The following is a 22566-nucleotide window of genomic DNA, read 5'->3' as shown; positions in this document are numbered from 1 at the left end:
TTTTGGCGCTTTTTGCTGCGCATATATCCGCTTCTCCAGCAATTTTTCAGATCGGATTGCATACACTCGAAAGGCTTTTTCGGGTTTATGCACAGATATTTCGTATGAAACTTTTCAACTATTACGGCTATTTATCATTCCAGATTTCAAATTTTCATATTTTCAATTGATTTTCACATGATTTTTGACATCCTTGCTGCATGTGATTTGCACAGGAGGCAATCAGATGTCTTTGGCAGACAAGGTCGTCGGAATTGGCGAGCTCTCAGCAGCGCTCGGGCGCTCTGAAGCTTGGATTAAGCGGAAATGGCTGGAACTTCACATGCTGGAAGGCATGCCGCGCAAGATCGCGACCGGCTGGATCTGGCCGCGCGGCGCTATGGAGCGCTGGATTGAAGAGCAGGGAATGTTTGCTACGGAAGCTTCTGCATCGCATGTAGCGCCTGCGGATCCGGCAATGGCAAATGTGATTTCGATTGAAAAAAGTGCCCTGCGTGAACGTTATTCACGGAGTGCAGCACAATGAAGCAGGTTCATTTCTTCGACATTGACACCATCATGGCAACGATTGAGGCCGATAATGACGGCTTGCTGGCGAAGGCAATAGCCGCGTCGGGGAATGATCGCCAGAAACGCTCTCTCACAGCGCAGCATGATTTCATGCAGATTGCGATGCTTATTGTCCGTAAGGTTCTGCAATCTTGGAATAATGAGCTAACTGAAAAGGAAATCGGGCAGGCGCTCGGTCATGCACTCGGTAACGGGATCGGCTTTTTATCGGAAATTGTGACGACAGATCCGCAATTATCGCGATGTTTGAGGCACTTTCCCGGGCGAGCAACACTTCTGCCACTGGCGATCTTCCCGATGGAACCGTTGGTTCGTCGATGGAATTTAAGCCGATAGTAGGAGGTCGAGCATGAAACCTCTCTCTGAAAACCCGGCCATTCTCGATCCGAAGCACGCTCTGTCACGTTCGGAGCGTCAGGCGTTGCTGGCGATCGCTCGATTTCGAAGCCAGCGCCAGATGATCAGCGGCAGATGGTTGATCGGTAACAAGCGGTTCGAAGCTGCCACGATCGACGGTTTGCTCCGCTCTGATCTGGTGAAGCGCGAACGCGTCGGGCTGGATCTGACGCTCGGCGGCAAGCTCGTCCACGACAAGATTTCGGGGCCGCGCCATGGATCACGATAAAGCTGCCGAAAACATCGACGAGATCTTCGATCGTGGCGATCGGCTATTGCTGGCGCTGATCGAGAACGTGCGCGAGCGCAAGCAGATCTTCCGCGACATGATCGGGCGCAGCGCGATCATTACGCCACGAGCACCGGAGCGCAGCGGCGATGCATGAAACTTTTGCCTTCGGGATGGCATGCGGCGTTTTCACAATGATCGCGGGATTGATCATTGCCGCCCTTTTTAGCCCTCCTACGAAATAGCCAGGCGCACGTACCCCCAACCGCTCTCTAGCGTGTGACTGGCAAGCCCGACTACGCCCCATAGTCGGCAATCTGGCTCCGGCGGCCTGTGTAATGAGTAGCCGCCGGAGCATTTTCTCCAACCAGACAGAGTAACGAGTATGAAAATCAAGAACGTCAATTGGCGTGACGGACGCCCGCGCTTTGAGCCGGGCCCGACGCTGCGGAAACAAGGCTTCAAGGGCAAGGATCTCCGGCACGATGATGGCCGGTGGTTTACCGCTGGCGAGGCGCTGGACTGGTCGCAGAACTTCCAGCAAGAGCGCACAACAGAAGCGCAGGAAAGGCGACAGGAGATGGCGCCCGCACGCGCCATTGTCGTCGAGAAGCCGATAGGGACCTATCCGATCAGCCAACTGCTGGAAGATTTTCGCAATAGCCCGGCAGTCAAAGGGCTGGCGAAGGCAACAATTGACGACTACCGGAAGAAAGCCCGCGTCATCGAGTATCACGATCCGGATCTTTGGGCGGCGGAAGTCGCCTCGCTCGATCAGGCGATTTGCTACGGCCTTTATGAGGACCTTTGGGAAACCCGCGGCATCGCCACCGCTCGCGGCACGCTCACCATTTTGGGCATGGCGATCAAGTGGGGCCTGAAGAAGGGCAAAATAAAAGGGCTCGTTGCGAACCCTGCAGCTGGCCTTGGCATGAAATCGCCTAAGCCTCGGGCGCGGTTTCTCACTAGGGACGAATTTAACGCCCTGGTCAAAACTGCCGAGACTGAAGGCAGGATCGATATCGCGGACATGCTCTATTGCGGCGTATGGACCGGCCAGCGCCAGACCGATCGGCTTATCCTCAAGAGCAGTTTTATTCGAAACGGTCGCTTCATCATCCAGCAATCGAAGACAGGTGCAGTTATCAGCCCGCCGATTGCTTCGGCATACCAGGAGCGCATTGACGCGGCTACTTCGCGCCGCGAGGCCGCTTCGAAAGTGCGCAAAGAAGGTCCGATCGACAGTCCGTATCTCCATCTGAATGAGCACACCTGGGAGAAATGGAACGAGTTCACCTATCGCAATGAGTTCGCCGAGATCCGCGCGAAAGCGGCCAAGGAAATGCCGAGCGTTGCGACGGTGCTGGAAAAGGACATGCGCGCCACTGCGATCACGTGGATGGCGCTGGCAGGCAATACCTTGCCGCAGATCTGCGCCGTATCCGGACACTCGCTTAATGGCGCTCACCAGATACTGAAGCACTATCTCGCCCTGCATCCAGACATGGCCGATACCGCTATCGGCAACATGGTCGAATGGTTCGACGCCGGGGCAAGCACCGAAATGGCGGTTGATTAGGAGGCCAGCATGCAAAAACTGAAGAGAGTAACAGATCTCGATATCGCTATTGGTCGCAGGCTCCGCGAGGTCCGGTGCGCTAAGCGCAAAACGCAGACCGAGGTTGCAGCCGGAAGCGGCATCACCTTTCAGCAGATCCAGAAGTACGAGCGCGGAGAAAACCGGATTTCGGTTTCGCGCCTGGTGCGTGTCTGTGCTGCGATGGATGTTTCCGCATCGCTGTTCGTTGCCGATGTCGTGGCGCAAGCGGAGGGCGGAGCATGACGGACGTTGCGAACATTCTCATAAAGGCGATCTGGGCAGTCGAGAACGCGCTCGCGGACGCGGACCGTGAGGTTGGTCCGTTCGATGGTCAGGACTATTCCGCATGGCGAAATCGTCAGCGCGAGGCTGAAAGCGAAGTCGTGCAGTTTCTCACTGAGAACTACGACGCCAAGTTCAAGCGCAGTCCGTCGCACGACAGCATGGTTCACCTGCTCGGGATCCGCGCGAGGTCGACGAGCGGCACAATCGGCGCACTTCGAAATTGGGTGACGGCAGCACGGAAGCGCATTGCAGCGGAAGGGGGAGCCAATGTCTGAAGAAGCAAATTTGTCCGCGCCTGATGACGGATTTGAATGGGCTATTGTTGAAGTTTTCGGGCATCGCCGTCATGCAGGGAAAGCGCGAGAGGAAGAACGGTTTGGTGCAAAGATGCTTCGTATCGACATCCCTTCTTTAGCTTGGCCAGAAGATCAACCTGACGCCATTGAGCCCGCTATCACAGGTTGGGTGACACATTTTTACGGTGGTCCATCGATCTTTTCCTACACACCGTGCGTCGAGCAGACCGTTTTGCAGATCAATCGACCGTACAGGCCGGTTAGTCGACTTTCGCTGTCAGATCGCTTTGAGAGCGATGTCATAGACGACGATTTTCCGGTTTGAAAGCAGAGGCCGAAAAATGAAATCCACTGAGAAAATCTATCCACTTCTGCCGGATCTCGCGCTTTCGATACAGCAGCCTTGGGCTTGGCTGATCGTTAACGGCCACAAGGATATTGAAAATAGATCATGGCGCACGTCGCGCCGTGGTTTGATTGCCATTCATGCAGGTAAGAAAGTCGATCATGACGCAGCCATCGATCTTCAGATGTGTCTTCATCCTGTGACCGGAGCCGACATGGAGATCGATACATTCGTGGTAGCAGGCAAGGGCATCGGTGGAATTGTCGGTGTCGCGGAGATCGTGGGCTGTGTTGAGCACAGCAATAGCGATTGGTTTGTGGGTGAGTTCGGTTTCGTCATCCGGAATGCACAGCCTGTCGAGTTCATTCCCTGCAGGGGCGCACTCGGATTTTTTGACTGGCGGAGACAGATGGAGGTGCAGTCATGAAGGGATTGATATCAGAGCGTGAAATCGCACTTGAGGAGGCCGCACAAGTGGCGGAGGCCAGAAAGCCTCTTTATGCTGAGCTTCAGGCCAAGAACGCGTGTGCGGAAATTGCGTCCTCAATCAGAAGCCTTCCGTTTCGATCTGCGCCCGAGCACGCTACTGCAGTGCGTGAGCTGGCGTTGGAGGAAGCGGCGCGGGCGGCAGAAAACGCCATGCTTGAGTATAATCTAAGCGAATGTGCGGGGCTTGCTGATTGGGCGGCGTTTGAAGCTGGTCAGGAAAGTGGGCTGGTACATGCCGCCGCCGCCATCCGCGCCCTATCCTCCCCGGACCATGCCGACGCCGGCAAGGTAGAGGAGGATGCGCGAGCTGATCTTGAACGTTTGTGGCGTCCGATTTCCGAGGCCGACAAGTCGATCACATTCGAGCACACTTTCGACCTTGGCGACGGCGAGAAAATGACTATCCGCAACTCGGATCACTACTGGGTGCGGGACGCAGACGGTCGGGTCTATGAGGCAACATGGTCCGATCATAAGGGCGGATACTGGTGGGATTTAGAAGGCGAAAGCCCTGCCGATCCTGTCGAATACATGCCGCATCCGCTTTCTCTCCCCTCTGCACCAGCTTCGGAGGGCGCGGAATGAGCAAGCCAAAAGTAATTTACGCCAGACCCGGCGATATGTTCGAAATCCGTATGGTTTGCCACGAGGATTTTGACCTCAATGCCCGCGACTGGCGAGATCAGACCTATCCAACCAGAATGTTAATTATGGCGGTGGACAGCAACGAGATAGCCTTTGCTAACTCAGCTATGACGCGACTTGTCCGATGGCCGTCCCACCCATCAGGAGGCGACCGTCATGGCGAGTGAACTGAAATGGTTCAGGCGGCTGGAACGCGTTCTACGAGATATGCCGGACAATGTTGAGGTCACCGTGCATCAACACGGCGTCGTTGAACTCCACGAACGGGGCGAGACACAGAAATTCTTTGCAGAACATGGTCATGCGGACAGCGTGCCTTTCCTGTCGTTCTTCGAAGCAAACAACATCGTAGGTCGGGAGAGTTCGGTATGACGAGTGAACTGGAGCCTACGCAATGGCAGTATTGGACCGAGGGCCGCTACTGGAAAGATTGCACGAAGGAATATGCGGAGAGCTTAGCGAAGATCAACGTTAACGTCCGCGAGATAAACACCCGCCCCGCGCCTGCCGCTACAGATACGGGACTGGTGACGGTGGCCGAGAACTTGGCGCGAACCATTTGGGGCTATTTCAAAGGTGGTCCCGATGCAATCGCTTGGTTTGACAACAACAAATCTCTGGACGGTCCCACGTGGCTTATCGAGCAATGCCGCTCGCAGGCTGGGGATCTATCGGCGGCGGAACGGGCGAGAGCAGCAGAAAAAGAGCGCCTTCGGTTTGAAGGCGACCTTGATAAGTGGATGAAGATCATCGGTGCGGGCATTACCGGGTATCAGCCGGAAGCCTACGCCCTGATGGACTTGGCCTGTCAGGAGCTTGTGACGCTGCGAGCCGACAACGCGGCGAAGGATGCGCGAATTAAGGAACTTGAGACCGAACGGGATGAAGCTCTGGACGATGCCAAATTTGCCGAACGCATTGCTACCAAGCGTGAGATAGACGCAAACGCCAATGTCGAAGCCCTCGAAGCCAAGCTCGCGGCGGCGAGGAAGGCGTTGGAATGGTATGAAGAACATGTTTCAAATTGTAGAAAGATTGGAAGTGTAGGCGCACCATCACGTGCAAAGCTGGACCGAGATGGCGGGCAAAAAGCCCGCGCAGCGCTGGAGCAATAGATGACAAATGAAATTGAAGACCTGAAGGGGAAACTGCTGAAAGGTGAGTTCAGTTCGTTTTCAGTCGCATGTAATGATCACAAGCTGAGCTATCAAACGGCTGCTGAAGCCATTGAACGAGATCCTTGGTATGATGAAGGCGACTTTATCTCCCATGAGGAACTGAAGCGGTGCGTCAGCACGAACACGATTTGGACGCTTCAGTACTATCCAGAGACGCCAGTTGGTTTCGTGAAGCTCCACGCTTCGGCGTTTCAACCACTGTTGGATAGAATCAATCAGGAAGACCGGTAAATGATCGTCATCCGATCGTCCGATATTCGTCCGATCTTATGATGTCGGATAGATCGTATGAAGGTCGGATGACCATCGGGTTAATCAGCGGAAGTTATTGGAATTTAAAGCGATTTTGGTGGGTGATGTAGGGATCGAACCTACGACCCGCTGATTAAGAGTCAGCTGCTCTACCAACTGAGCTAATCACCCACTCGCTTTGCCGAGGCAGCGGCCCCGGTGAAGTGAGCGGTTCTATAACGGCCTCTTTTCCACCTGTCCAGCCTTCAACTGCAAAATTTCTGAAAAAAATGACAGCTTGTCCAAAAAGCCCGGAAATGCGGGTCTTTCGAAAATCCATTTCTGCGCGTTACCGGTGTCTTTTTCCGTGTGTGTATATTCTGGTTGTATTTCCTGAGCGCTCTTTTGAGAATCGGAAATGAGAGATTCTTGATTTGATTCATTTTTTCAGGTCTCCGGCGTTGTAAGCCGAACCCTGCGGCTCCATATTCGCCAAGCTGGACTAATACGTCCGGTGGGGAGGTTTCGTTCAGGGAGTAGAGCCACGCCGCAAATGTCGCAGCCATGTCATCAATTATTGATGCTTGTCTGAGAAGCTACGGCATATAAAAGACTTGATTGGTTGGTAATGGTTCTGAAGTCACGGACACCGGCACCGCCCCTGGAATTTGTCAGAGCAAGGCGCATCATGCACCGGGTTGCCCTTGCCGAAGAAAACAGAAACGGCTCACATCGTTTCAAAATCCGGTTCGCGACATTTGAGGACGGAATGGAAAGCATAATAGGCGATCTCGGACAGTTTATTTCCGATCATCGGTCATGGGCTGGGCCTATCGTGGGCATCATCGCCTTTGGCGAGTCTCTCGCCATTATAGGAATGTTCATTCCAGCCACTCCGATCATGATCGCCATTGGCGGCCTCGTGGGGGCCGGAATCATTGAACCTATTCCCGTCATCATCGGCGCGATCATTGGTGCTGTTATCGGCGATATTATCTCCTATTTCCTAGGGTGGTGGCTTGGCCGCAACATCATCCACAAGTGGCCGCTCAACAAGCACCGCAGCGGTGTGGCGCGTGCGCGCCTCCTATTCCGCCGCTATGGTTTTTCGGCGGTGTTCCTGGGCCGCTTCTTCGGCCCTGTACGCTGCACCGTACCGATGGTTGCCGGCATGATGTCGATGGATCAGACGCGCTTTCAGACCGCGAATGTCCTGTCTGCCTTGGTATGGGCTCCACTGATGTTCCTTCCGGGTTGGTTGGCTGGCCGTGGCGCTGGCGTTTTTGCCAGAATGGACGGCGATCACATGTTCTGGTTCGTGATCGGGATCACGATCGCGACTATCATCGTGACGGTCATTGGCGTTCGTTTTTTCAAAGCCCGTCCACGTCGGGAGCGTAAGCGCCGGGTTCATGTCTCACCGGCCGAATAATAATCGGTCTCTTGTGCAGCAGGCTTCAGTCTGCTTAATAACAAAACCATATGTTCCATATGGCAACCGGTGTTGCTGAGGCTTGGAGCCTCGCAAGCACCTCATATAAGGTTCATCGCGCTTTATGCCCGACGACAGTTCTGACGATTCGTCTTCTCGAAGTCCGAGTTCCCCGAAGGGGTGTTCGGGCTTCCCACGCGTTGAACAATTCCCGATAGTCTTTGTTCGCCTGGGGCTGGACCGCACAAAAGCGGCCCGGCCACAAACTGCTTGCGGCGTAGTTTCCAATTTTCATTTCTGCTGATCTTTAAAGGAGCCGACATATCATGGACTGGTCCATGGACTGGATTGCCGACCCCAATGCCTGGATAGGTTTGGTGACATTGGTGGTACTCGAGATCGTTCTCGGTATCGACAATCTCGTCTTCATCGCCATTCTGGCCGACAAACTGCCTCCACACCAACGCAATCGTGCGCGGCTGGTCGGCCTTAGTCTCGCTCTTCTGATGCGTTTGGTACTGCTGGCGTCGATTTCCTGGATCGTCACTCTGCGAGAGCCCTTGGTGTCGCTGATGGGCATGTCCTTCTCGGGACGCGACATCATCATGCTGATAGGTGGCCTCTTCCTCCTCGCCAAGGGCACAATGGAGCTCCACGAGCGGCTGGAGGGCGATCATGGGCCAAAAAGTTCCAAGGTCGTGCATGCTGTGTTCTGGCAAGTGATCGTTCAGATTGTCGTTCTGGATGCGGTGTTCTCGCTGGATAGCGTCATCACGGCTGTTGGCATGGTTCAGCACCTGCCGGTCATGATGATTGCTGTGGTTATCGCCATCGGCGTGATGATGCTCGCTTCCAAGCCGTTGATGGACTTTGTCAACAAACACCCCACCGTCGTCATCCTCTGTCTTGGCTTTTTGATGATGATTGGCTTCAGTCTGGTCGTGGAAGGTTTCGGATTCCATATTCCAAAGGGTTATCTCTATGCCGCGATCGGCTTCTCGGTATTGATCGAAGCGGCCAATCAGATGTCGCGACACAATCGTGAAAAGCTGGTTACCACCAATGATCTGCGAGAACGCACGGCAGGCGCAGTCCTGCGCCTGCTCGGTGGTGGTCGCGGTGAAAATCCGCTCTCTGATACGATTGATGTGATTGCCCAGCAGACAGCCGCCAGTGACGTCTTCCTGCCGGAAGAAAAGGAGATGATCCGCGGCGTTCTCGATCTGGCTGATCGACCTGTGCGTTCCATCATGTCGCCACGCAATGAGATCGAGTGGCTGGACCTCGATGAAGACGAAGCGGAACTGGATGCGGCCATTCGCAAGCTGTCACATTCACGCGTCATCGTTGCACGTCGTCAGGTGGATGAGTTCATCGGCGTGGCGCTTGTGAGGGATCTTCTGCTCGATATCGGCGACAGGAAGCCTATCGACTGGGACAAAATCGTAAAACAACCGCTTGTCGTGCATGAAAATGCAAATGTGTTGCGCGTTATGGAACAGTTGCGCAACTCACCTGTTCAGATCGCGGTGGTGGTAGACGAGCATGGTTCTTTCGAAGGCGTCGTGACACCCACCGACGTTCTGGAAGCCATTGCCGGTGAGTTTCCTGATGAAGATGAAGAGGCGGCTGTAGCGCAGTCGGACGGCCATGGTGGTTATCTTGTGGATGGCTTTACCGATATTCGTCGGCTGAGTGGTCTTCTTGAACGCGACCTTCTTGATGATGGTGATCGCTATACGACGCTGGCCGGTTATGTTCTCTGGCATCTCGGACACTTGCCGCTGGGTGGGGAAAGCTTCGTTGCCGATGGCCTGGAGTTCAAGATCGAGTCGATGAACGGTCGTCATATCGCCAAGGTACGCATTACGCCCTCAATCGACTACGAGGTTTAACAGGAATGAATTTGCGGGCTGGTTGATCTGGCTCGCAAATTATTTCACACAGTTAACTCCGATAAAATAAGTAGGTTATTGACAAAAGCCGAGAAGCCTTCAAAATTAACCTATCGTTCATTGTTGCGGCGAAAGCGCGACAATATTTGAGCGGAAGGCAATGAGGAGGCTAGGCATGAAGCGAACCGTTCAACTGCTCGCTACGAAAATGAAGAATACGTTTTTGCGTGTTCCGGCCTTTTTAGAGCAGCCTTGGCGCGAAATGAAGTTGAATGCGGAAGAGATTGCAGCGCGCCGCCGTAGCCGGCTGGAGCGTGGCGAGCATAATTTTCTCTGGTGCTGGCAGCATCGCGGTTTCTGGTGAGATCAGAAGTCCAAGAAAAGGTTTGAAGGCAGGGGGTGGAAGTCTCCTGCCTTTTGCATTTCATTTTATGGTTTCGATCCTGATGAGAATTATTTTCTCATGCCAGCATGTGGTTTGGGTACAGGTTCCATGAATGGCTTTGAAAGTAGTTTATATATTTAAATCAATGATTTAGATTGATTTTATCTCTTCTCTCGTTAGATTTGTTTTCCGAAAACAATCCAGTTTAGAGCGCTTCTCGCAAACAGCGCGGTGGGGATGGGTCTAATGAGAAAAATTATTCTATATGCGGCGGTAGCTCTCGGTCTCGGCGCCGCTCCGGTTCATGCGCAGGAGCCGAAGGAAATCCTCAACGTTTCCTATGACATCGCGCGAGAACTCTACGAACAGGTCAACAAGGCCTTCATCGCGGACTGGAAGACCAAGACCGGTGAAGATCTGACCGTCAATCAGTCTCATGCGGGCTCCTCGAAGCAGGCGCGTTCGATCCTGGAAGGGCTTGAAGCGGATGTGGTTACCTTCAATCAGGTGACCGACGTGCAGGTCCTGCATGACAAGGGCAATCTCATTCCGGCCGATTGGCAGAAGCGACTCCCGAACAACTCGTCACCCTACTATTCATTCCCTGCTTTCCTCGTTCGTGAGGGCAATCCGAAGAACATCAAGAATTGGGATGATCTGGCGCGTGACGACGTGAAGGTGATCTTCCCGAATCCGAAAACTTCGGGCAATGCGCGCTATACTTATCTTGCTGCGACGGCGTACGCGAACGAAGCATTCAAGGGCGATCAGACAAAAGTTCACGAATTTATCGGGAAGATTTTCAAGAATGTTCCCGTGTTCGATACGGGCGGTCGTGGCGCAACGACGACTTTTGCCGAACGTGGCATTGGCGACGTGTTGGTGACCTTCGAGGCTGAAACACGCGGAACCGAGAAGGTTCTTGGCCCCGACAAATATGACGTTGTCGTACCGGAAGTCAGTCTGCTGGCAGAGTTTCCTGTTACGGTCGTCGACAAGGTGGTAGACAAGCGCGGATCGCGCAAGATTGCCGAAGCCTATCTCGATTATCTCTATTCGCCGGAAGGCCAGGAGATTCTAGCTCAAAACTTCAACCGCGTGCATGACAAGGATGTCATCGCAAAACATAAGGATATCTATCCCGATGTGCGGCTCGTGACTGTTGAAGATGCTTTCGGTGGCTGGGAGAAAGTTCAGAAGGAACATTTCGCCGAAGGCGGAGTGCTCGATCAGCTCTTCACCGGCAAATAAACAGAGCCAATTGGCGATCCCTGAGGGATCGCCTTGCTTTTTGGAAAAATCCAGTGGCGCTTCTAAGCATGAAACGTAATTCTGTGCTGCCGGGGTTCGGACTGACCCTCGGCTGCACTTTGCTTTATCTGGCTGTGATCGTGGCCTTGCCACTGTTGGCCATGATTCTGAAAACGGCAAGTCTCGGCTGGAGCGACTTCTGGAGTATCGTGACCTCAGATCGGGCACTGGCGACCTATAAGATCACCTTGAGTGCAGCTGCGGTAGCAACAGTATTCAATGGCCTATTCGGTCTTTTGCTGGCCTGGGTGCTGACCCGATACGAATTCCCCGGCAAACGCCTGATTGATGCTGCAGTCGATCTTCCTTTCGCGCTGCCGACTGCCATAGCAGGTCTGGCATTGGTAACGCTCTTTGCCCAGAATGGCTGGTTCGGACGGTTCCTTGAGCCGATTGGAATAAAGGTTGCCTATGCACCGCTCGGCATCATGATCGCGATGTTTTTCACCAGCATTCCATTTGTTATTCGCACGGTGCAGCCGGTACTGGAGGATATGAGCGCTGATGTGGAAGAAGCTGCCCGTAGCCTCGGGGCCAGCTCTTGGCAGACATTCTCACACATTATCTGGCCGACCATCTTTCCATCTTTCCTTGCAGGCTCGTCGCTTTCCTTTGCGCGCAGCCTCGGTGAGTTTGGTTCGATTGTCTTTATTTCGGGCAATCTTCCCTTCGAGACTGAAGTGACATCGCTGCTCGTTTTCATCCGGCTTGATGAATATGATTATCCAGCCGCCGCAGCACTTGCATTCGTGATGCTCGTTACGGCGTTCCTGATGCTTCTTGTGACCAATCTCATTCAGGCAAGGCAGCTTCGTTATGCAGAACGCTAGCGCAAGTTTACAGGCGCGAAACTCCGGACCTGCACGCAATCTGTTGATCTGGCTGGCGGCGGGCTTGTCGGTGATCTGCATCGGAGCACCGCTTGCAGTCATCTTCTCCTATGCGTTCAGCAAGGGCGTTGATGTCTTCTTCGGTGAAATATTGAAGCCGGATACATTGCATGCGGTCTGGCTGACCATTCTGACGGCTATTGTCGTGGTGCCTATCAATATGGCGTTTGGTGTTTGCGTTGCATGGCTCGTAACCAAGTTCCGTTTCCCCGGACGACGGCTGCTGATTACTTTCGTGGAAATACCGTTCTCAGTCTCTCCCATCGTGGCCGGTGTGACCTATCTCTTCCTCTACGGATCGCAAGGTTTGCTGGGGCCATTGCTGGAAACCTACGACATCAAGATCATGTTCACGGTTCCGGCGATCTTTCTTGTCAGCCTCTTTGTCACTTCGCCTTTCGTGGCGCGTGAATTGATCCCGCTGATGGAAGTGCAGGGGAGTGAAGAAGAAGAAGCAGCTCTGACGCTTGGAGCCAATGCCTGGCAAACCTTCTTCTACGTGACCTTGCCTAATATCAAATGGGCATTGCTCTACGGTGCTGTACTTTGCAATGCGCGTGTGATGGGAGAGTTTGGAGCAACGTCGGTCGTTTCGGGTGCCATCCGAGGCAAGACCAATACGCTGCCGCTTCAGGTGGAACTACTGTTCAATGACTATAATGTCGCCGGTGCATTCGCTGCGGCTTCGACACTTGCACTGATCGCTCTTCTGACACTTGTCTTGAAGGTTCTGCTTGAACGCAGGCAAGATGCGTAAATACAAAAAAGCTTGAGCGGTTCCATTCGACTGGAACCGCTCTCACGGTCACGCTGCTTGGGAAAGCGTGTTGTTTATCGGTTCTCTGTGAAGAGAAGATGCGAGGATAATCCCTTCCGGCCAGCGGCTGAATCCACTTGCTACATTTATGTGTCCGGCATGGCCGAGATCGACAAATCCCGATCCCCACACATGGGACAGAGCTTCTGCCTTGGCAAAGCTCATATATTCATCGTTGCGGCTTGCGACGACGATGGACGGAAAACCCAGCTCCTGGCGCGGGAGCGGAGCAAAGCTCTGGAACCGATCGTCCTTACGAGCCATTGTTTCGGCGTCAGCCGGTGCAACCAGAAGGGCGCCCGCCACATGAGCCGCCGACGGGCGGCTGGCCAGATGTGCGACCAGTGCGCAGCCGAGACTATGGGCGACCAGAACTGCGCCCGGATTTTCGGCGAGTTTGGCTTCGAGTGCGTGCATCCAGTCGGATAACACCGGATAGTGCCAGTCGTCCTGTTCGACGAGCAATGCTGACGGATCGTCATGCAACCATTGGCGCTGCCAGTGGCCTGCTTCCGATCCCTTGAAACCGGGGATGATTAATGTCGCAGGCATGCGTTTTTCCTCTTGGATAAGGCCTTGGGAGGGCGTTCAGTTTCGCAATTTAAAGCCATTGCGAAACTGGTTCCAAGATAGGCGGTCAAAGTTGCCATTTTAAGGAAAACAAATTCAAATTAGGACGGTTTTGTGAAAATTATACTCCGTTCCTGGCCTGCCTCTATTTTCGCTGTTTATCGTTCCATCGCAGCAGAAACTGTGACTTTTCGAAAACCAGAACGACCACGAGTGACATCGCGAACGGGATAAGGAGGTAGAGCAGGCGGAAGACGATCAGCGCTGCCAAAACATCAGCCTGATTCATATCCGGCAAGCCAGTCAGGAAAACGAGCTCCAAAACGCCGAGGCCACCCGGAGCGTGCGAGATCAGGGCGGCAGAGAAGGAGACCAGGAAAATGCCCAAGATAATGAGGAATCCGGGATTGCCAGCCTCTGGCAAGGCAAAGTAGATGATGCCGGCGGCGCCGATCAATTCCAACGGTGCGACGATGAGCTGCTGCACCACAACCGACATGCGCGGATATTCCAGACGAAAACTGCCGATCTGGAGCGGGCGCAGACGCAGCCAGCTACCAAAGACATAGAGCAGCACGAATGCGAGCATCAAAAGTGCGATCACAATGGAGACGGTCGGTGTCAGGTCCTCGTTGAAGCGCATGAGAATATGCGGCTCCAATAGGAGAACAATGCTTGATGTTATGATGACACCGAGAATAAATGTGAAAGAACAGAAGGCGATAAGAACAGCGATTTCGCTGCCAGGCATGCCTTGTGACGAATAGGCCCTGTAGCGCACAACCGCGCCAGAGACGACCGAGGCACCAATATTATGTGACAAAGCATAGGTGGTGAAGGAACAAAGCGCGATAAACAGCCAGGAAATCTTGCGCTTGAGGTGCAAGAGCGCGATGCGATCGTAGCCTGCAAGCGAACTGTAGGCCAAAAGTGCTGAAGCTGCAGCCAGAACCCAATGATGGGCACGGATTGCATAAAGACTGTCCAGAACATCATCGAGTGAAATGCTGCGCAGTTCGCGATAGAGAAGCCAAGCCGAAATACCGACTGCGCAAATACCCACGACCGGCCAGATGTAATCCTTTGCTTTCATCAGCCGGTCACCATGCTTTCATGCTTCATATCATCCCCTTTTTTGCCCATGATATCGGTCGATTCATCTTCCGATAGTAGCCCCAATGTGTCGGTCTGAGATTCGGTTTCTTTGGAAACGGTTTCAGTGCTTTTCTTTATGATCTCAGTTCCGATTGCTTTTGCCATGGCGGCTGCGATTTCCTCCTCTCCCAGAATGACAAAATCTGCGCCAAGATCCTTTAGATATTGTGCTTCCGCCTTCGAGCAGGCGCGTACGACGATGCTGATTTCCGGATTTGCGGCTCGGGCTAATGCTGTGACCCGTCCAGCCTCGAAGGCATTGGGGATTGCAATAACCAGATTTCGCGCCATTGCCGGATTGGCCGCCTTCAGTATCTCTGAATCCGAGGCGTTGCCAGCAATGGCTTCTACGCCTTTGTCCTTGAGCGAGGCGCTGATTTTCGACGAATCCTCGATGACGAGAAAAGGCGTCGTCTCTGCCCGTAATCCTGCCGCAATCCTTTCGCCGATCTGGCCATAGCCGACGACAATCGTATGTCCGGTTAGCAAAGTTTGGGGTAACGGCTCAGGTTCGGAAATGCTGAGTTCGACACCGGGGGCTTCACCGGCTGGTGTCTCGTGTTTGCTTCGCTTTTCGATCCATGGCCGCATTCGTTCCGCTACGATGAACATAATCGGATTGAGGAAGATCGACAGGATGGCACCAGCGAGAATAAGGTCGCGTCCAGCCGGTGGGAGAAGATTGAGACTGACGCCCAACCCCGCCAAAATGAAGGAGAATTCACCGATCTGAGCAAGACTTGCTGAAATGGTGAGCGCCGTGCTGACAGGGCGACGGAAAGCGCGCACGATGAAGAATGCCGCGACTGATTTGCCGATGAGGATGATGGCAAGCGTTCCGAGCAGGGGCAGTGGATCGCGGAGAAGGCTCATCGGGTCGAACAACATTCCGACCGAGATAAAGAACAGCACTGCAAAGGCATCGCGCAAGGGTAGGGACTCTTCTGCTGCGCGATGGCTGAGTTCGGATTCGCTCATCACCATGCCGGCAAAGAACGCCCCCAACGCGAAGGAAACGCCGAACAGATGGGCCGCGCCGAAAGCCACGCCCAGTGCAATGGCGAGCACACCGAGACGAAATAACTCGCGGGAGCCGGTCTGAGCCACGACATTCAGAAGCCAGGGGATGACCTTGCGTCCCACGATGAGCATCAGGGCGACGAACAGAACAACCTTGGCAATGGTGAGAAGGATAATGCCACCAATGCCGAGGCCAAGCCATGAAGCGATGGGATCGCTTGCTGCCGAGCCTTCCGCGCGACCGGTTACGCTGGCGACTGCCGGAAGCAGAACCAGCGCCATGACCATTGCGAGGTCTTCGACAATCAGCCAGCCGACGGCGATGCGCCCGCGCTCGGTATCAATCAGGCGGCGCTCCTGCATCGCGCGCAGCAGGACGACCGTACTCGCGGTAGAAAGAGCTAGACCGAAAACCAGACCGGCCTGCACATCCCAACCAAGGGCGAGACCAAGGCCGGTGCCAAGTGCTGCTGCGGCTGTGATCTGTGCGAGTGCGCCGGGAACCGCTATGGCTTTGACGGAAAGAAGATCCTTGAGGGAAAAATGCAGACCAACGCCGAACATCAGCAGGATGACGCCAATCTCGGCAAGCTGAAGAATGAGGTCCTGATCTGCAACGAAACCGGGTGTGTGGGGACCGGCAATAACACCGGCCAGAAGATAGCCAACGAGAGGGGAGATTTTCAGACGGGTGGCTATCGCACCGAAGATGAAGGCCAGGCATAACCCGATGACGATTGTCGCAATCAACGGCGTGTCATGGGGCATCAGGTGCCTTCCCCCTTCTGGCTTCTCAATTCTGTATGTGGGAGCCGGGCACGGCCTGAACCGTGCCCGGCGAACGGGTTATTTCTGCGCTGCGGCGCTGTCTTCAATAGCCTGATGGGCTTCCTTGCGATGTTGCCACCAGTTGCCCAGCAAAAGCAGAATCGGCGCGGCGATGAAGATCGACGACGATGTTGCGATAACGATACCGAACAGCATAGGCACGGCAAAATTATGAACCGCGCTGCCACCCCATACTGCCATTGGGAGCATACACAGGAACGTCGTCATGGATGTATAAATACAGCGGACGAGCACCTGATTGATACTCATATCGACGATCTCGCGCAGCGGCTTCGATTTATAAAGACGCATGTTTTCACGCATGCGGTCATAAACCACGACCTTATCGTTTACCGAGTAACCGATAGCGGTCAGAAGCGCTGCGATGGCTGTCAGGTTGAAATCGAGCTGGAACAGCGCAAAGAAACCGACCATCTTTGTGGTGTCGAGGACGAGCGTGATGATTGCGCCCATCGCAAAGAACCATTCGAAACGCCACCAGAGGTAGATGAGCATGCCGAGTGCCGACAGGACGACTGCGATGAAGCCTGAACGGGCCAGTTCGCCGGAAACCTTGGGGCCGACGACTTCTGTGCGCTCGATTTTCACGCCCGGATCAAGCTCGGTTACGGCTTCGCGCATTTTGTTGACGGCAATCGTCTGCGCTTCCTCACCGCCGTCCTGACGCTGAACGCGGATCAGAACATCGTTCGGGCTACCGGCAGACTGAAGTGCTACTTCACCAAGCCCGAGCGAGCCAAGTTTTTCGCGCAGTTGTGCCAGATCGGCTGGTTGTGACGTAACGATTTCCGCCTGAATGCCGCCCTTGAAATCGATGCCGTAATTCAGCCCCGGCTTGAAGAATAGGCCAAGAGACAGGATCGACAGCACGATCGAGACGCCGATGCCGACGAAGCGGGCGTTCATGAAGCTGATATTGGTCTTTTCTGGAACAAACTTCAGGAACGGCTCGATGACGAGCACCTTCAGCTTACGCTTGCGGACGTACCAGGCCATCGCCATGCGAACCAGCGTCACATCCGTGAACATCGAGATCGCAATACCGAGCATCATGGTGATAGCAAAGCCACGGACCGGGCCGGTACCGAAGGTGAACAGCAGCAAGGTCGAGATCAGCGACGTAACGTTCGCATCCACAATTGTGGAGAAGGCGCTGTGAAAGCCCTTATCCAGCGCGGCCATGGCCCCAAGGCCACGCCGCGTTTCTTCGCGAATACGTTCGTTAATGAGAATATTAGCGTCAACTGCGATACCAATACCGAGGATGATACCGGCGATACCGGGCAATGTCAGCGTTGCACCGATGAGGCTGAGGGCTGAGAAAGTGAGCAAGGTGTGGAGCAGCAGCGCCACATTGGCGATGGTACCCCAAACGCCATAAAGGAGCTGGATGAAGACCGCGACAAGTACGAAGCCGACGATACCGGTAATGAGACCCATCTTGATGGCATCGCCGCCAAGGTCCGGACCAACCGTACGTTCTTCAATGACGGTCAGTGGAGCGGGCAGGGCGCCAGCGCGCAGGAGGGCCGAGAGGACGACGGTATCCTGAACTGTAAAGCTGCCGGAAATCTGGCCCGAGCCGCCGGTGATCGGTTCACGGATGACGGGTGCGCTCAGCACCTTGCCATCGAGCACAATTGCAAACGGACGATTGACGTTCTTTGTCGTGATATCGGCGAACTGGCGTGCGCCGAGACTATCGAAACGGAAGGACACGATCGGCTCATTGGTGCGCTGGTCAAAGCCTGCGCGCGCATCGGTGAGACGCTCGCCGGAAAGTGCAACCTGATCCTCGATTGGGTACTTGATGTTCGGGTCCTTGGAATCCGGCATGATGGTCACGCCCGGAGGCGGCGTATCGTTCGGATTGGCATCGGCAACCATGTGGAAGCTCATCTTCGCGGTACTTCCGAGAAGCTGGCGAAGCTGCGCCGGATCCTGGAGGCCGGGGAGCTGAACGACGATACGATCTGAGCCTACACGCTGGATGGAAGGCTCGGCGACGCCGACTTGGTCGACGCGCTGACGGATGATTTCAAGACTCTGCTGGAGAGCAGCATCGAGACGGTAGTTGAAGCCTGCCTCTGTCAGGGTTAGGCGAACCTGGTTGTCGTTTGATGCAACGTCTATGTCGTTGATTGCCGTACCGAAACCGCTGGTGTTGACTTGCGAGATCAAGGTGCGAAGCGCAGTTTCGGCCTTAGATCGCTGATCGGCATCAGGGATGGTCACGACAACGGCGTCGCCGACAGCGCGGATAGACTGCGGCTGGATACGCTCGGCGCGCAGCTTGCTGCGGGCGTCGTCCAGCAGCGTCCTCAGGCGATCCTTTTTAAGGCCGGCTGCATCGACTTCAAGCACAAGATAAGAGCCGCCCCGCAGATCGAGGCCAAGCGTGACTTGACGCTTCGGGAACCAGGACGGCATGGCGTCAAGGTGCTTTTGGGTGAAGAAGTTGGGCAAGGCAATGATGACACCGATCGCAACGATCAGGCTATACAGCACAACCACCCATTTCGAAGTACGCATGGATTAAGGTTCCGGTTGGTACGCCCCAATTGCCACTTAATATCAAGTGGCGGTACGGGCATTGTTTGTAATGGCGTTAGGATTGGTAAGGCCCAATCATCAAGATTGGCGCATTATGCGCTTTTCGGAGGCGCACGGGCAGAGCCAAAATGTCCCTGCAAAACTGCGAGACGCCGGAAATTCTGCGCCGCTTCGGCTGATCTCGTCTTTGGAAGAACAATCGCTGCCGTCGCAACAGGGAGTGCTGCTCCGGTGTGATCGAGATAGGCGGTTTTGATCTTGGCTGCGATAGCTTCGATCAGGATTGCCCGCATGGGCTGTGGTGAAGGGGTAGACTGCTGACGAACAGGTGTTGCTGGACTGCCTTCGACCTGCCTTGCCACGATGCCGCCAGAATGACCGCGAGCCGCATCGTCGTCGAGCGTAGAAAAATCCACGGCGAATAGAAAAGCGGTAAACGACAGAACGCACGTAACGAACAGCATGAAACCATGCCGCTTGTGCTGTTCCGTGTTTTTCATGCCCTTCATCAAATCGCCAAGACTTTCTTTAGAGTCTATCCGTGGAGTTGAGCCAGCTTTTCACACTCATTGCGAATCCTCATTAATCATTTGTGTTCGCACGAACAAGGAAATACTGGCATTAAGGCTCGCCTTATACGCTATGGGTCCGCTTTCGGCGCACTGTGAGATCTTGTAAGGAGCCACGCCTTGCATCCGTTTTAGGGCGCTTTATGTTGAAACCATGTCTTGTTTAACGGCAGAATTGAATTGGCATATTCATCGACGTTTCGTGTTCTTGCATTTTCTCTTCTGATCAGCGCACTGTCGCTGGGTGGCATTGCGTCTGCTATCGCGCAGGACAATAAACAACCGACGCCACAGACGACGCAAACCGCGCCAGCAGCGGCTCTCCAAAACAGCTCCGTCCAACAAGCGCCCGCTGCCACCGATCAACAGCAGGCCCCCGTGCCCGTTTCCGGCGTCGTTCAGCAGCAAAAGCCGGTCATCAATGATCTGAAGCAGCAGACGAAACGGATCAGCGACCAGCTCCCAAAGGCCGCTTCGAACGATGAATCGCTGGCCAATCTCAAGCTTCAGCTGGACTCCCTTTCAAAGAAACTTCTGGAGGCTGGCGTTGCATTTCGCCCGCGCCTCAGCGAAATCAACACACGGCTGGAGCAATTGGGCCCTGCGCCTTCCGGTGACCAGCCGCCCGAACCGGCAATCGTCAGTGAAGAGCGCGCCCGGCTGACCGCTGAAAAGGCCGAAATAAATGCCGTCGTGGGCGAGACCGAAGATACCTCGCTTTCCGTCAATCAGATGTCCGCAAAGATCGGCGACATGCGCCGCGATCTTTTTGCAAGAACACTTTCCCAGCGTGTGAACATCGACACCACGCTCGGTACGGAGGTCGCCTCGGCCGCCAGCAACCAGATGGTTTCGCTCTGGCGCATTGTTCAGTCGTGGTGGCGTTTTGTCAGCACGTTTAAGCTCAAATCGTTTCTTGCGGCCGCCTTCTTCGCCTTTGTTGCCGCGCTGGTCATCCAGATTGGCGCAAAGCGTGTTCTCGGAACGCTCTATCAGCGCGATGCGACCGTGGAGTCGCCATCCTATCTGAGCCGTCTTTCGGTAGCGTTCTGGTCTACGGTGATACCGTCGGCGGCGGTCGGCGTCTTTTTGGCGGCAACTTACTTTTTTATGAATTATTTCAATGTCCTGAGAACAGATATTGCGACCTTATTCCAGTCGTTGTTTCTCGTGCTGGGGCTTGTCTTCTTCATTCACAGACTCGCGTCCGCGTGCATCAGTTCGGATATGCCGCAGTGGCGATTGGTTCCGGTTGCGCCGCGTCCGGGACGCGTTTTGGGCTGGCTGATAACGGGAACCGCATTGACCAGCGGGCTTGATTCCTTCTTCGGAAAGGTCAACCAGATTTTGTCGTCGCCGCTGTCATTGACTATGGCGAAAAGTTTGCTGGCCACCGTGATGGTCGGTGTCCTTATTCTGGCGATTGCGTTTTTGAAGCCCGTTGAGCGCGAAAAGGATGGCGCCATCCGGTCGTGGCCGCGCGGATTCAAAACGTTTCTGATCATATTGGGTCTTTTACCCATTTTGGCTGCGGTTTTCGGCTTTATCGGTATGGCGCGTTTCATATCGCAGCAGATCGTGGTCACAGGAGCATTCCTTGTCACCATGTATATGGGCTTCCTGACGGGACGTGCGATTTCGGAGGAACAGGCATTTGCATCCAGTCAGATCGGCAAGGCAATGCGGGAGCGTTTTCATTTCGACGACGCAACCCTTGATCAGCTTGGTCTTCTGGCAGGCATTCTGATCAATCTCGTCGTTGCCTTGATCGGCATTCCGCTGGTTCTGATGCAGCTCGGCTTCCAGTGGGCTGAATTGAAGAGCACCTTCTATCAGTTGATGACCGGGTTCCAGATCGGCAATATTTCCATCTCACTCATGGGGCTTTTGACCGGCGTTCTGCTGTTTGCGATCGGCTATCTGCTGACACGCTGGTTCCAGAACTGGCTCGACAACAGCGTCATGGCGCGCGGGCGTGTCGATTCCGGTGTTCGCAATTCCATCCGCACGGTCATAGGTTATGTGGGGCTTTGTCTTGCAGCCTTGATGGGCGTATCAGCGGCTGGGTTCAATATGTCGAACCTCGCACTTATTGCCGGTGGCCTCTCCCTCGGTATCGGTTTCGGCCTCCAGAATATCGTCCAGAATTTCGTATCCGGTCTCATTCTTCTCGCAGAACGTCCGTTCAAGGTTGGCGACTGGGTGGAGGCCGGTACGGTCAGCGGCATCGTGAAGAAAATCAGTGTGCGCGCGACGGAAGTGGAAACCTTCCAGAAACAATCAATCATTGTGCCGAATTCGACGCTTATCAACGGCAATGTCGGCAACTGGACGCATCGCAACAAGCTTGGACGCATCGATATCAATGTGCAGGCATCCTATACGGCAGAGCCTCGTCGGATTCATGCGTTGCTTCTCGAAATCGTTCGAGGCCACCCTTCGATTCTGAAGAACCCGGAACCTTTTGTTTCGTTTCAAAGCATGAACGATTCACTGATGGTCTTTGACGTTTACGCCCATGTGGCCGACATCACTTCGACGGGCGGCATCAAGAACGAACTGAGGTTCCAGATTGTCGAACGCTTCCATGAGGAGGGCTTGCATCTGTCCTCGTCCTCGACTGATCTTATTCTCAGCGTGCCGGAGATTGAGAAACTTTCAGAGTTGATGCAGAAGGAAAAGGAGCTTTCCCCCGCAGCCGGGAAGAAGAAGGCGAACGCAGAGAAGCCCGAAGCCAAGGAAGATGCCGACGACCGGGCTTGATGAATATTTCGTTCAGTTGCAGTTCAGTTTTGTCCGCTTATAAAGAGGATGACAGAGGGCAATAGGCCTCATGCGACATCGGACATATCGCG

26 protein-coding genes and 1 tRNA gene are annotated in these 22566 nt (G+C 54.4%); 21 read left to right on the top strand and 6 right to left on the bottom strand.

From position 1 onward, the window contains the following. The first annotated feature begins 226 nt into the window (after positions 1-226). From MKS82_RS15110 to MKS82_RS15045, 14 genes are all read left to right on the top strand, one after another. Positions 227-526: a hypothetical protein gene (locus MKS82_RS15110; RefSeq protein ID WP_240578950.1), complete on the top strand. Its 300-nt coding sequence runs from the start codon at positions 227-229 to the stop codon at positions 524-526. Continuing rightward, positions 523-906 (top strand): hypothetical protein, encoded by a 384-nt coding sequence (locus MKS82_RS15105; RefSeq protein ID WP_240578949.1) that lies wholly within the window; start codon positions 523-525, stop codon positions 904-906. The genes MKS82_RS15110 and MKS82_RS15105 overlap by 4 nt, the downstream gene beginning before the upstream one ends. A 13-nt stretch (positions 907-919) precedes the next feature. Then, positions 920-1195, top strand: coding sequence for a hypothetical protein (locus tag MKS82_RS15100; RefSeq protein WP_240578948.1), 276 nt, complete (start codon positions 920-922; stop codon positions 1193-1195). After that, positions 1182-1352, top strand: a complete 171-nt coding sequence (locus tag MKS82_RS15095; protein ID WP_240578947.1) for a hypothetical protein — start codon at positions 1182-1184, stop codon at positions 1350-1352. The genes MKS82_RS15100 and MKS82_RS15095 overlap by 14 nt, the downstream gene beginning before the upstream one ends. 228 nt (positions 1353-1580) lie before the next feature. Beyond that, on the top strand, positions 1581-2774 hold the full coding sequence (locus tag MKS82_RS15090; protein ID WP_240578946.1) for a hypothetical protein: 1194 nt from the start codon (positions 1581-1583) through the stop codon (positions 2772-2774). 9 nt (positions 2775-2783) lie between these two features. Further along, entirely contained in the window at positions 2784-3038 is a 255-nt protein-coding gene (locus tag MKS82_RS15085) for a helix-turn-helix domain-containing protein (protein WP_240578945.1), read from the top strand. Then, entirely contained in the window at positions 3035-3355 is a 321-nt protein-coding gene (locus MKS82_RS15080) for a hypothetical protein (RefSeq protein WP_240578944.1), read from the top strand. The genes MKS82_RS15085 and MKS82_RS15080 overlap by 4 nt, the downstream gene beginning before the upstream one ends. Further along, positions 3348-3701 (top strand): hypothetical protein, encoded by a 354-nt coding sequence (locus tag MKS82_RS15075; RefSeq protein WP_240578943.1) that lies wholly within the window; start codon positions 3348-3350, stop codon positions 3699-3701. The genes MKS82_RS15080 and MKS82_RS15075 overlap by 8 nt, the downstream gene beginning before the upstream one ends. A gap of 16 nt (positions 3702-3717) precedes the next feature. Further along, positions 3718-4149: an ASCH domain-containing protein gene (locus tag MKS82_RS15070; protein WP_240578942.1), complete on the top strand. Its 432-nt coding sequence runs from the start codon at positions 3718-3720 to the stop codon at positions 4147-4149. Continuing rightward, a complete protein-coding gene (locus tag MKS82_RS15065; protein WP_240578941.1) occupies positions 4146-4796 on the top strand; it encodes a hypothetical protein in 651 nt (216 codons plus the stop codon). The genes MKS82_RS15070 and MKS82_RS15065 overlap by 4 nt, the downstream gene beginning before the upstream one ends. Beyond that, positions 4793-5023 (top strand): hypothetical protein, encoded by a 231-nt coding sequence (locus tag MKS82_RS15060; protein WP_240578940.1) that lies wholly within the window; start codon positions 4793-4795, stop codon positions 5021-5023. The genes MKS82_RS15065 and MKS82_RS15060 overlap by 4 nt, the downstream gene beginning before the upstream one ends. Beyond that, complete coding sequence (locus MKS82_RS15055; protein WP_240578939.1) at positions 5013-5228, top strand: hypothetical protein; 216 nt, start codon at positions 5013-5015, stop codon at positions 5226-5228. Before MKS82_RS15060 ends, MKS82_RS15055 begins: the two co-directional genes overlap by 11 nt. After that, a complete protein-coding gene (locus tag MKS82_RS15050) occupies positions 5225-5971 on the top strand; it encodes a hypothetical protein (RefSeq protein ID WP_240578938.1) in 747 nt (248 codons plus the stop codon). The genes MKS82_RS15055 and MKS82_RS15050 overlap by 4 nt, the downstream gene beginning before the upstream one ends. Then, positions 5972-6265 carry a hypothetical protein gene (locus MKS82_RS15045; protein WP_240578937.1) on the top strand — a complete coding sequence of 98 codons (294 nt, stop codon included), beginning with the start codon at positions 5972-5974 and terminating at the stop codon, positions 6263-6265. Between the two features lie 116 nt (positions 6266-6381). Here the strand turns inward: MKS82_RS15045 and MKS82_RS15040 are convergent. Beyond that, a tRNA-Lys gene (locus MKS82_RS15040) sits at positions 6382-6457 on the bottom strand. A gap of 577 nt (positions 6458-7034) precedes the next feature. Between MKS82_RS15040 and MKS82_RS15035 the strand changes: the two genes are divergently transcribed. The 6 genes from MKS82_RS15035 (at position 7035) to cysW (ending at position 12935) form a co-directional block, all read left to right on the top strand. Then, positions 7035-7697 carry a DedA family protein gene (locus MKS82_RS15035; protein ID WP_109988532.1) on the top strand — a complete coding sequence of 221 codons (663 nt, stop codon included), beginning with the start codon at positions 7035-7037 and terminating at the stop codon, positions 7695-7697. A 326-nt stretch (positions 7698-8023) separates the two neighbouring features. Further along, the gene (locus MKS82_RS15030) at positions 8024-9592 is read left to right on the top strand and encodes a TerC family protein (RefSeq protein WP_109988510.1); all 1569 of its coding nucleotides are present in this window, start codon (positions 8024-8026) and stop codon (positions 9590-9592) included. 175 nt (positions 9593-9767) lie between these two features. Beyond that, positions 9768-9956, top strand: a complete 189-nt coding sequence (locus tag MKS82_RS15025; RefSeq protein ID WP_104755894.1) for a hypothetical protein — start codon at positions 9768-9770, stop codon at positions 9954-9956. Positions 9957-10223: 267 nt separating this feature from the next. Continuing rightward, entirely contained in the window at positions 10224-11228 is a 1005-nt protein-coding gene (locus MKS82_RS15020; RefSeq protein WP_109988509.1) for a sulfate ABC transporter substrate-binding protein, read from the top strand. Positions 11229-11296: 68 nt separating this feature from the next. Further along, positions 11297-12118 (top strand): sulfate ABC transporter permease subunit CysT, encoded by an 822-nt coding sequence (gene cysT, locus MKS82_RS15015; protein ID WP_109988508.1) that lies wholly within the window; start codon positions 11297-11299, stop codon positions 12116-12118. Continuing rightward, a complete protein-coding gene (gene cysW / locus MKS82_RS15010) occupies positions 12105-12935 on the top strand; it encodes a sulfate ABC transporter permease subunit CysW (protein WP_109988507.1) in 831 nt (276 codons plus the stop codon). The genes cysT and cysW overlap by 14 nt, the downstream gene beginning before the upstream one ends. 48 nt (positions 12936-12983) lie before the next feature. Here cysW and MKS82_RS15005 read toward each other — a convergent pair whose 3' ends face one another. The 5 genes from MKS82_RS15005 to MKS82_RS14985 all read right to left on the bottom strand — a co-directional run bounded on the left by MKS82_RS15005 (position 12984) and on the right by MKS82_RS14985 (position 19651). Then, complete coding sequence (locus MKS82_RS15005) at positions 12984-13547, bottom strand: alpha/beta hydrolase (protein ID WP_109988506.1); 564 nt, start codon at positions 13545-13547, stop codon at positions 12984-12986. A gap of 163 nt (positions 13548-13710) precedes the next feature. Next, positions 13711-14658 carry a lysylphosphatidylglycerol synthase domain-containing protein gene (locus MKS82_RS15000; protein ID WP_109988505.1) on the bottom strand — a complete coding sequence of 316 codons (948 nt, stop codon included), beginning with the start codon at positions 14656-14658 and terminating at the stop codon, positions 13711-13713. Then, complete coding sequence (gene ybaL / locus MKS82_RS14995) at positions 14658-16508, bottom strand: YbaL family putative K(+) efflux transporter (protein WP_109988504.1); 1851 nt, start codon at positions 16506-16508, stop codon at positions 14658-14660. The genes MKS82_RS15000 and ybaL overlap by 1 nt, the downstream gene beginning before the upstream one ends. Before the next feature lie 78 nt (positions 16509-16586). Further along, a complete protein-coding gene (secD, locus tag MKS82_RS14990; protein ID WP_109988503.1) occupies positions 16587-19121 on the bottom strand; it encodes a protein translocase subunit SecD in 2535 nt (844 codons plus the stop codon). A 113-nt stretch (positions 19122-19234) separates the two neighbouring features. Beyond that, the gene (locus tag MKS82_RS14985) at positions 19235-19651 is read right to left on the bottom strand and encodes a hypothetical protein (RefSeq protein ID WP_109988502.1); all 417 of its coding nucleotides are present in this window, start codon (positions 19649-19651) and stop codon (positions 19235-19237) included. A 240-nt stretch (positions 19652-19891) separates the two neighbouring features. Here MKS82_RS14985 and MKS82_RS14980 point away from each other — a divergent pair, with 240 nt between their 5' ends. Then, a complete protein-coding gene (locus tag MKS82_RS14980) occupies positions 19892-22474 on the top strand; it encodes a mechanosensitive ion channel family protein (protein WP_109988501.1) in 2583 nt (860 codons plus the stop codon). Positions 22475-22566: the final 92 nt, after the last annotated feature.

Origin of the sequence: Ochrobactrum sp. A-1 (assembly GCF_022488005.1) — a bacterium.
Taxonomy (GTDB): domain Bacteria; phylum Pseudomonadota; class Alphaproteobacteria; order Rhizobiales; family Rhizobiaceae; genus Brucella.
The sequence above is the reverse complement of the archived record's forward strand: the minus strand, read 5'-3'. Positions and strand labels throughout refer to the sequence as shown.

Bases quoted from the DNA above. Each gene is read 5' to 3' on its own strand.
- MKS82_RS15110 (WP_240578950.1), top strand. From the start codon at position 227: ATGTCTTTGGCAGACAAGGTCGTCGGAATTGGCGAGCTCTCAGCAGCG.
- MKS82_RS15105 (WP_240578949.1), top strand. From the start codon at position 523: ATGAAGCAGGTTCATTTCTTCGACATTGACACCATCATGGCAACGATT.
- MKS82_RS15100 (WP_240578948.1), top strand. From the start codon at position 920: ATGAAACCTCTCTCTGAAAACCCGGCCATTCTCGATCCGAAGCACGCT.
- MKS82_RS15095 (WP_240578947.1), top strand. From the start codon at position 1,182: ATGGATCACGATAAAGCTGCCGAAAACATCGACGAGATCTTCGATCGT.
- MKS82_RS15090 (WP_240578946.1), top strand. From the start codon at position 1,581: ATGAAAATCAAGAACGTCAATTGGCGTGACGGACGCCCGCGCTTTGAG.
- MKS82_RS15085 (WP_240578945.1), top strand. From the start codon at position 2,784: ATGCAAAAACTGAAGAGAGTAACAGATCTCGATATCGCTATTGGTCGC.
- MKS82_RS15080 (WP_240578944.1), top strand. From the start codon at position 3,035: ATGACGGACGTTGCGAACATTCTCATAAAGGCGATCTGGGCAGTCGAG.
- MKS82_RS15075 (WP_240578943.1), top strand. From the start codon at position 3,348: ATGTCTGAAGAAGCAAATTTGTCCGCGCCTGATGACGGATTTGAATGG.
- MKS82_RS15070 (WP_240578942.1), top strand. From the start codon at position 3,718: ATGAAATCCACTGAGAAAATCTATCCACTTCTGCCGGATCTCGCGCTT.
- MKS82_RS15065 (WP_240578941.1), top strand. From the start codon at position 4,146: ATGAAGGGATTGATATCAGAGCGTGAAATCGCACTTGAGGAGGCCGCA.
- MKS82_RS15060 (WP_240578940.1), top strand. From the start codon at position 4,793: ATGAGCAAGCCAAAAGTAATTTACGCCAGACCCGGCGATATGTTCGAA.
- MKS82_RS15055 (WP_240578939.1), top strand. From the start codon at position 5,013: ATGGCGAGTGAACTGAAATGGTTCAGGCGGCTGGAACGCGTTCTACGA.
- MKS82_RS15050 (WP_240578938.1), top strand. From the start codon at position 5,225: ATGACGAGTGAACTGGAGCCTACGCAATGGCAGTATTGGACCGAGGGC.
- MKS82_RS15045 (WP_240578937.1), top strand. From the start codon at position 5,972: ATGACAAATGAAATTGAAGACCTGAAGGGGAAACTGCTGAAAGGTGAG.
- MKS82_RS15035 (WP_109988532.1), top strand. From the start codon at position 7,035: ATGGAAAGCATAATAGGCGATCTCGGACAGTTTATTTCCGATCATCGG.
- MKS82_RS15030 (WP_109988510.1), top strand. From the start codon at position 8,024: ATGGACTGGTCCATGGACTGGATTGCCGACCCCAATGCCTGGATAGGT.
- MKS82_RS15025 (WP_104755894.1), top strand. From the start codon at position 9,768: ATGAAGCGAACCGTTCAACTGCTCGCTACGAAAATGAAGAATACGTTT.
- MKS82_RS15020 (WP_109988509.1), top strand. From the start codon at position 10,224: ATGAGAAAAATTATTCTATATGCGGCGGTAGCTCTCGGTCTCGGCGCC.
- cysT (WP_109988508.1), top strand. From the start codon at position 11,297: ATGAAACGTAATTCTGTGCTGCCGGGGTTCGGACTGACCCTCGGCTGC.
- cysW (WP_109988507.1), top strand. From the start codon at position 12,105: ATGCAGAACGCTAGCGCAAGTTTACAGGCGCGAAACTCCGGACCTGCA.
- MKS82_RS15005 (WP_109988506.1), bottom strand. From the start codon at position 13,547: ATGCCTGCGACATTAATCATCCCCGGTTTCAAGGGATCGGAAGCAGGC.
- MKS82_RS15000 (WP_109988505.1), bottom strand. From the start codon at position 14,658: ATGAAAGCAAAGGATTACATCTGGCCGGTCGTGGGTATTTGCGCAGTC.
- ybaL (WP_109988504.1), bottom strand. From the start codon at position 16,508: ATGCCCCATGACACGCCGTTGATTGCGACAATCGTCATCGGGTTATGC.
- secD (WP_109988503.1), bottom strand. From the start codon at position 19,121: ATGCGTACTTCGAAATGGGTGGTTGTGCTGTATAGCCTGATCGTTGCG.
- MKS82_RS14985 (WP_109988502.1), bottom strand. From the start codon at position 19,651: ATGAAGGGCATGAAAAACACGGAACAGCACAAGCGGCATGGTTTCATG.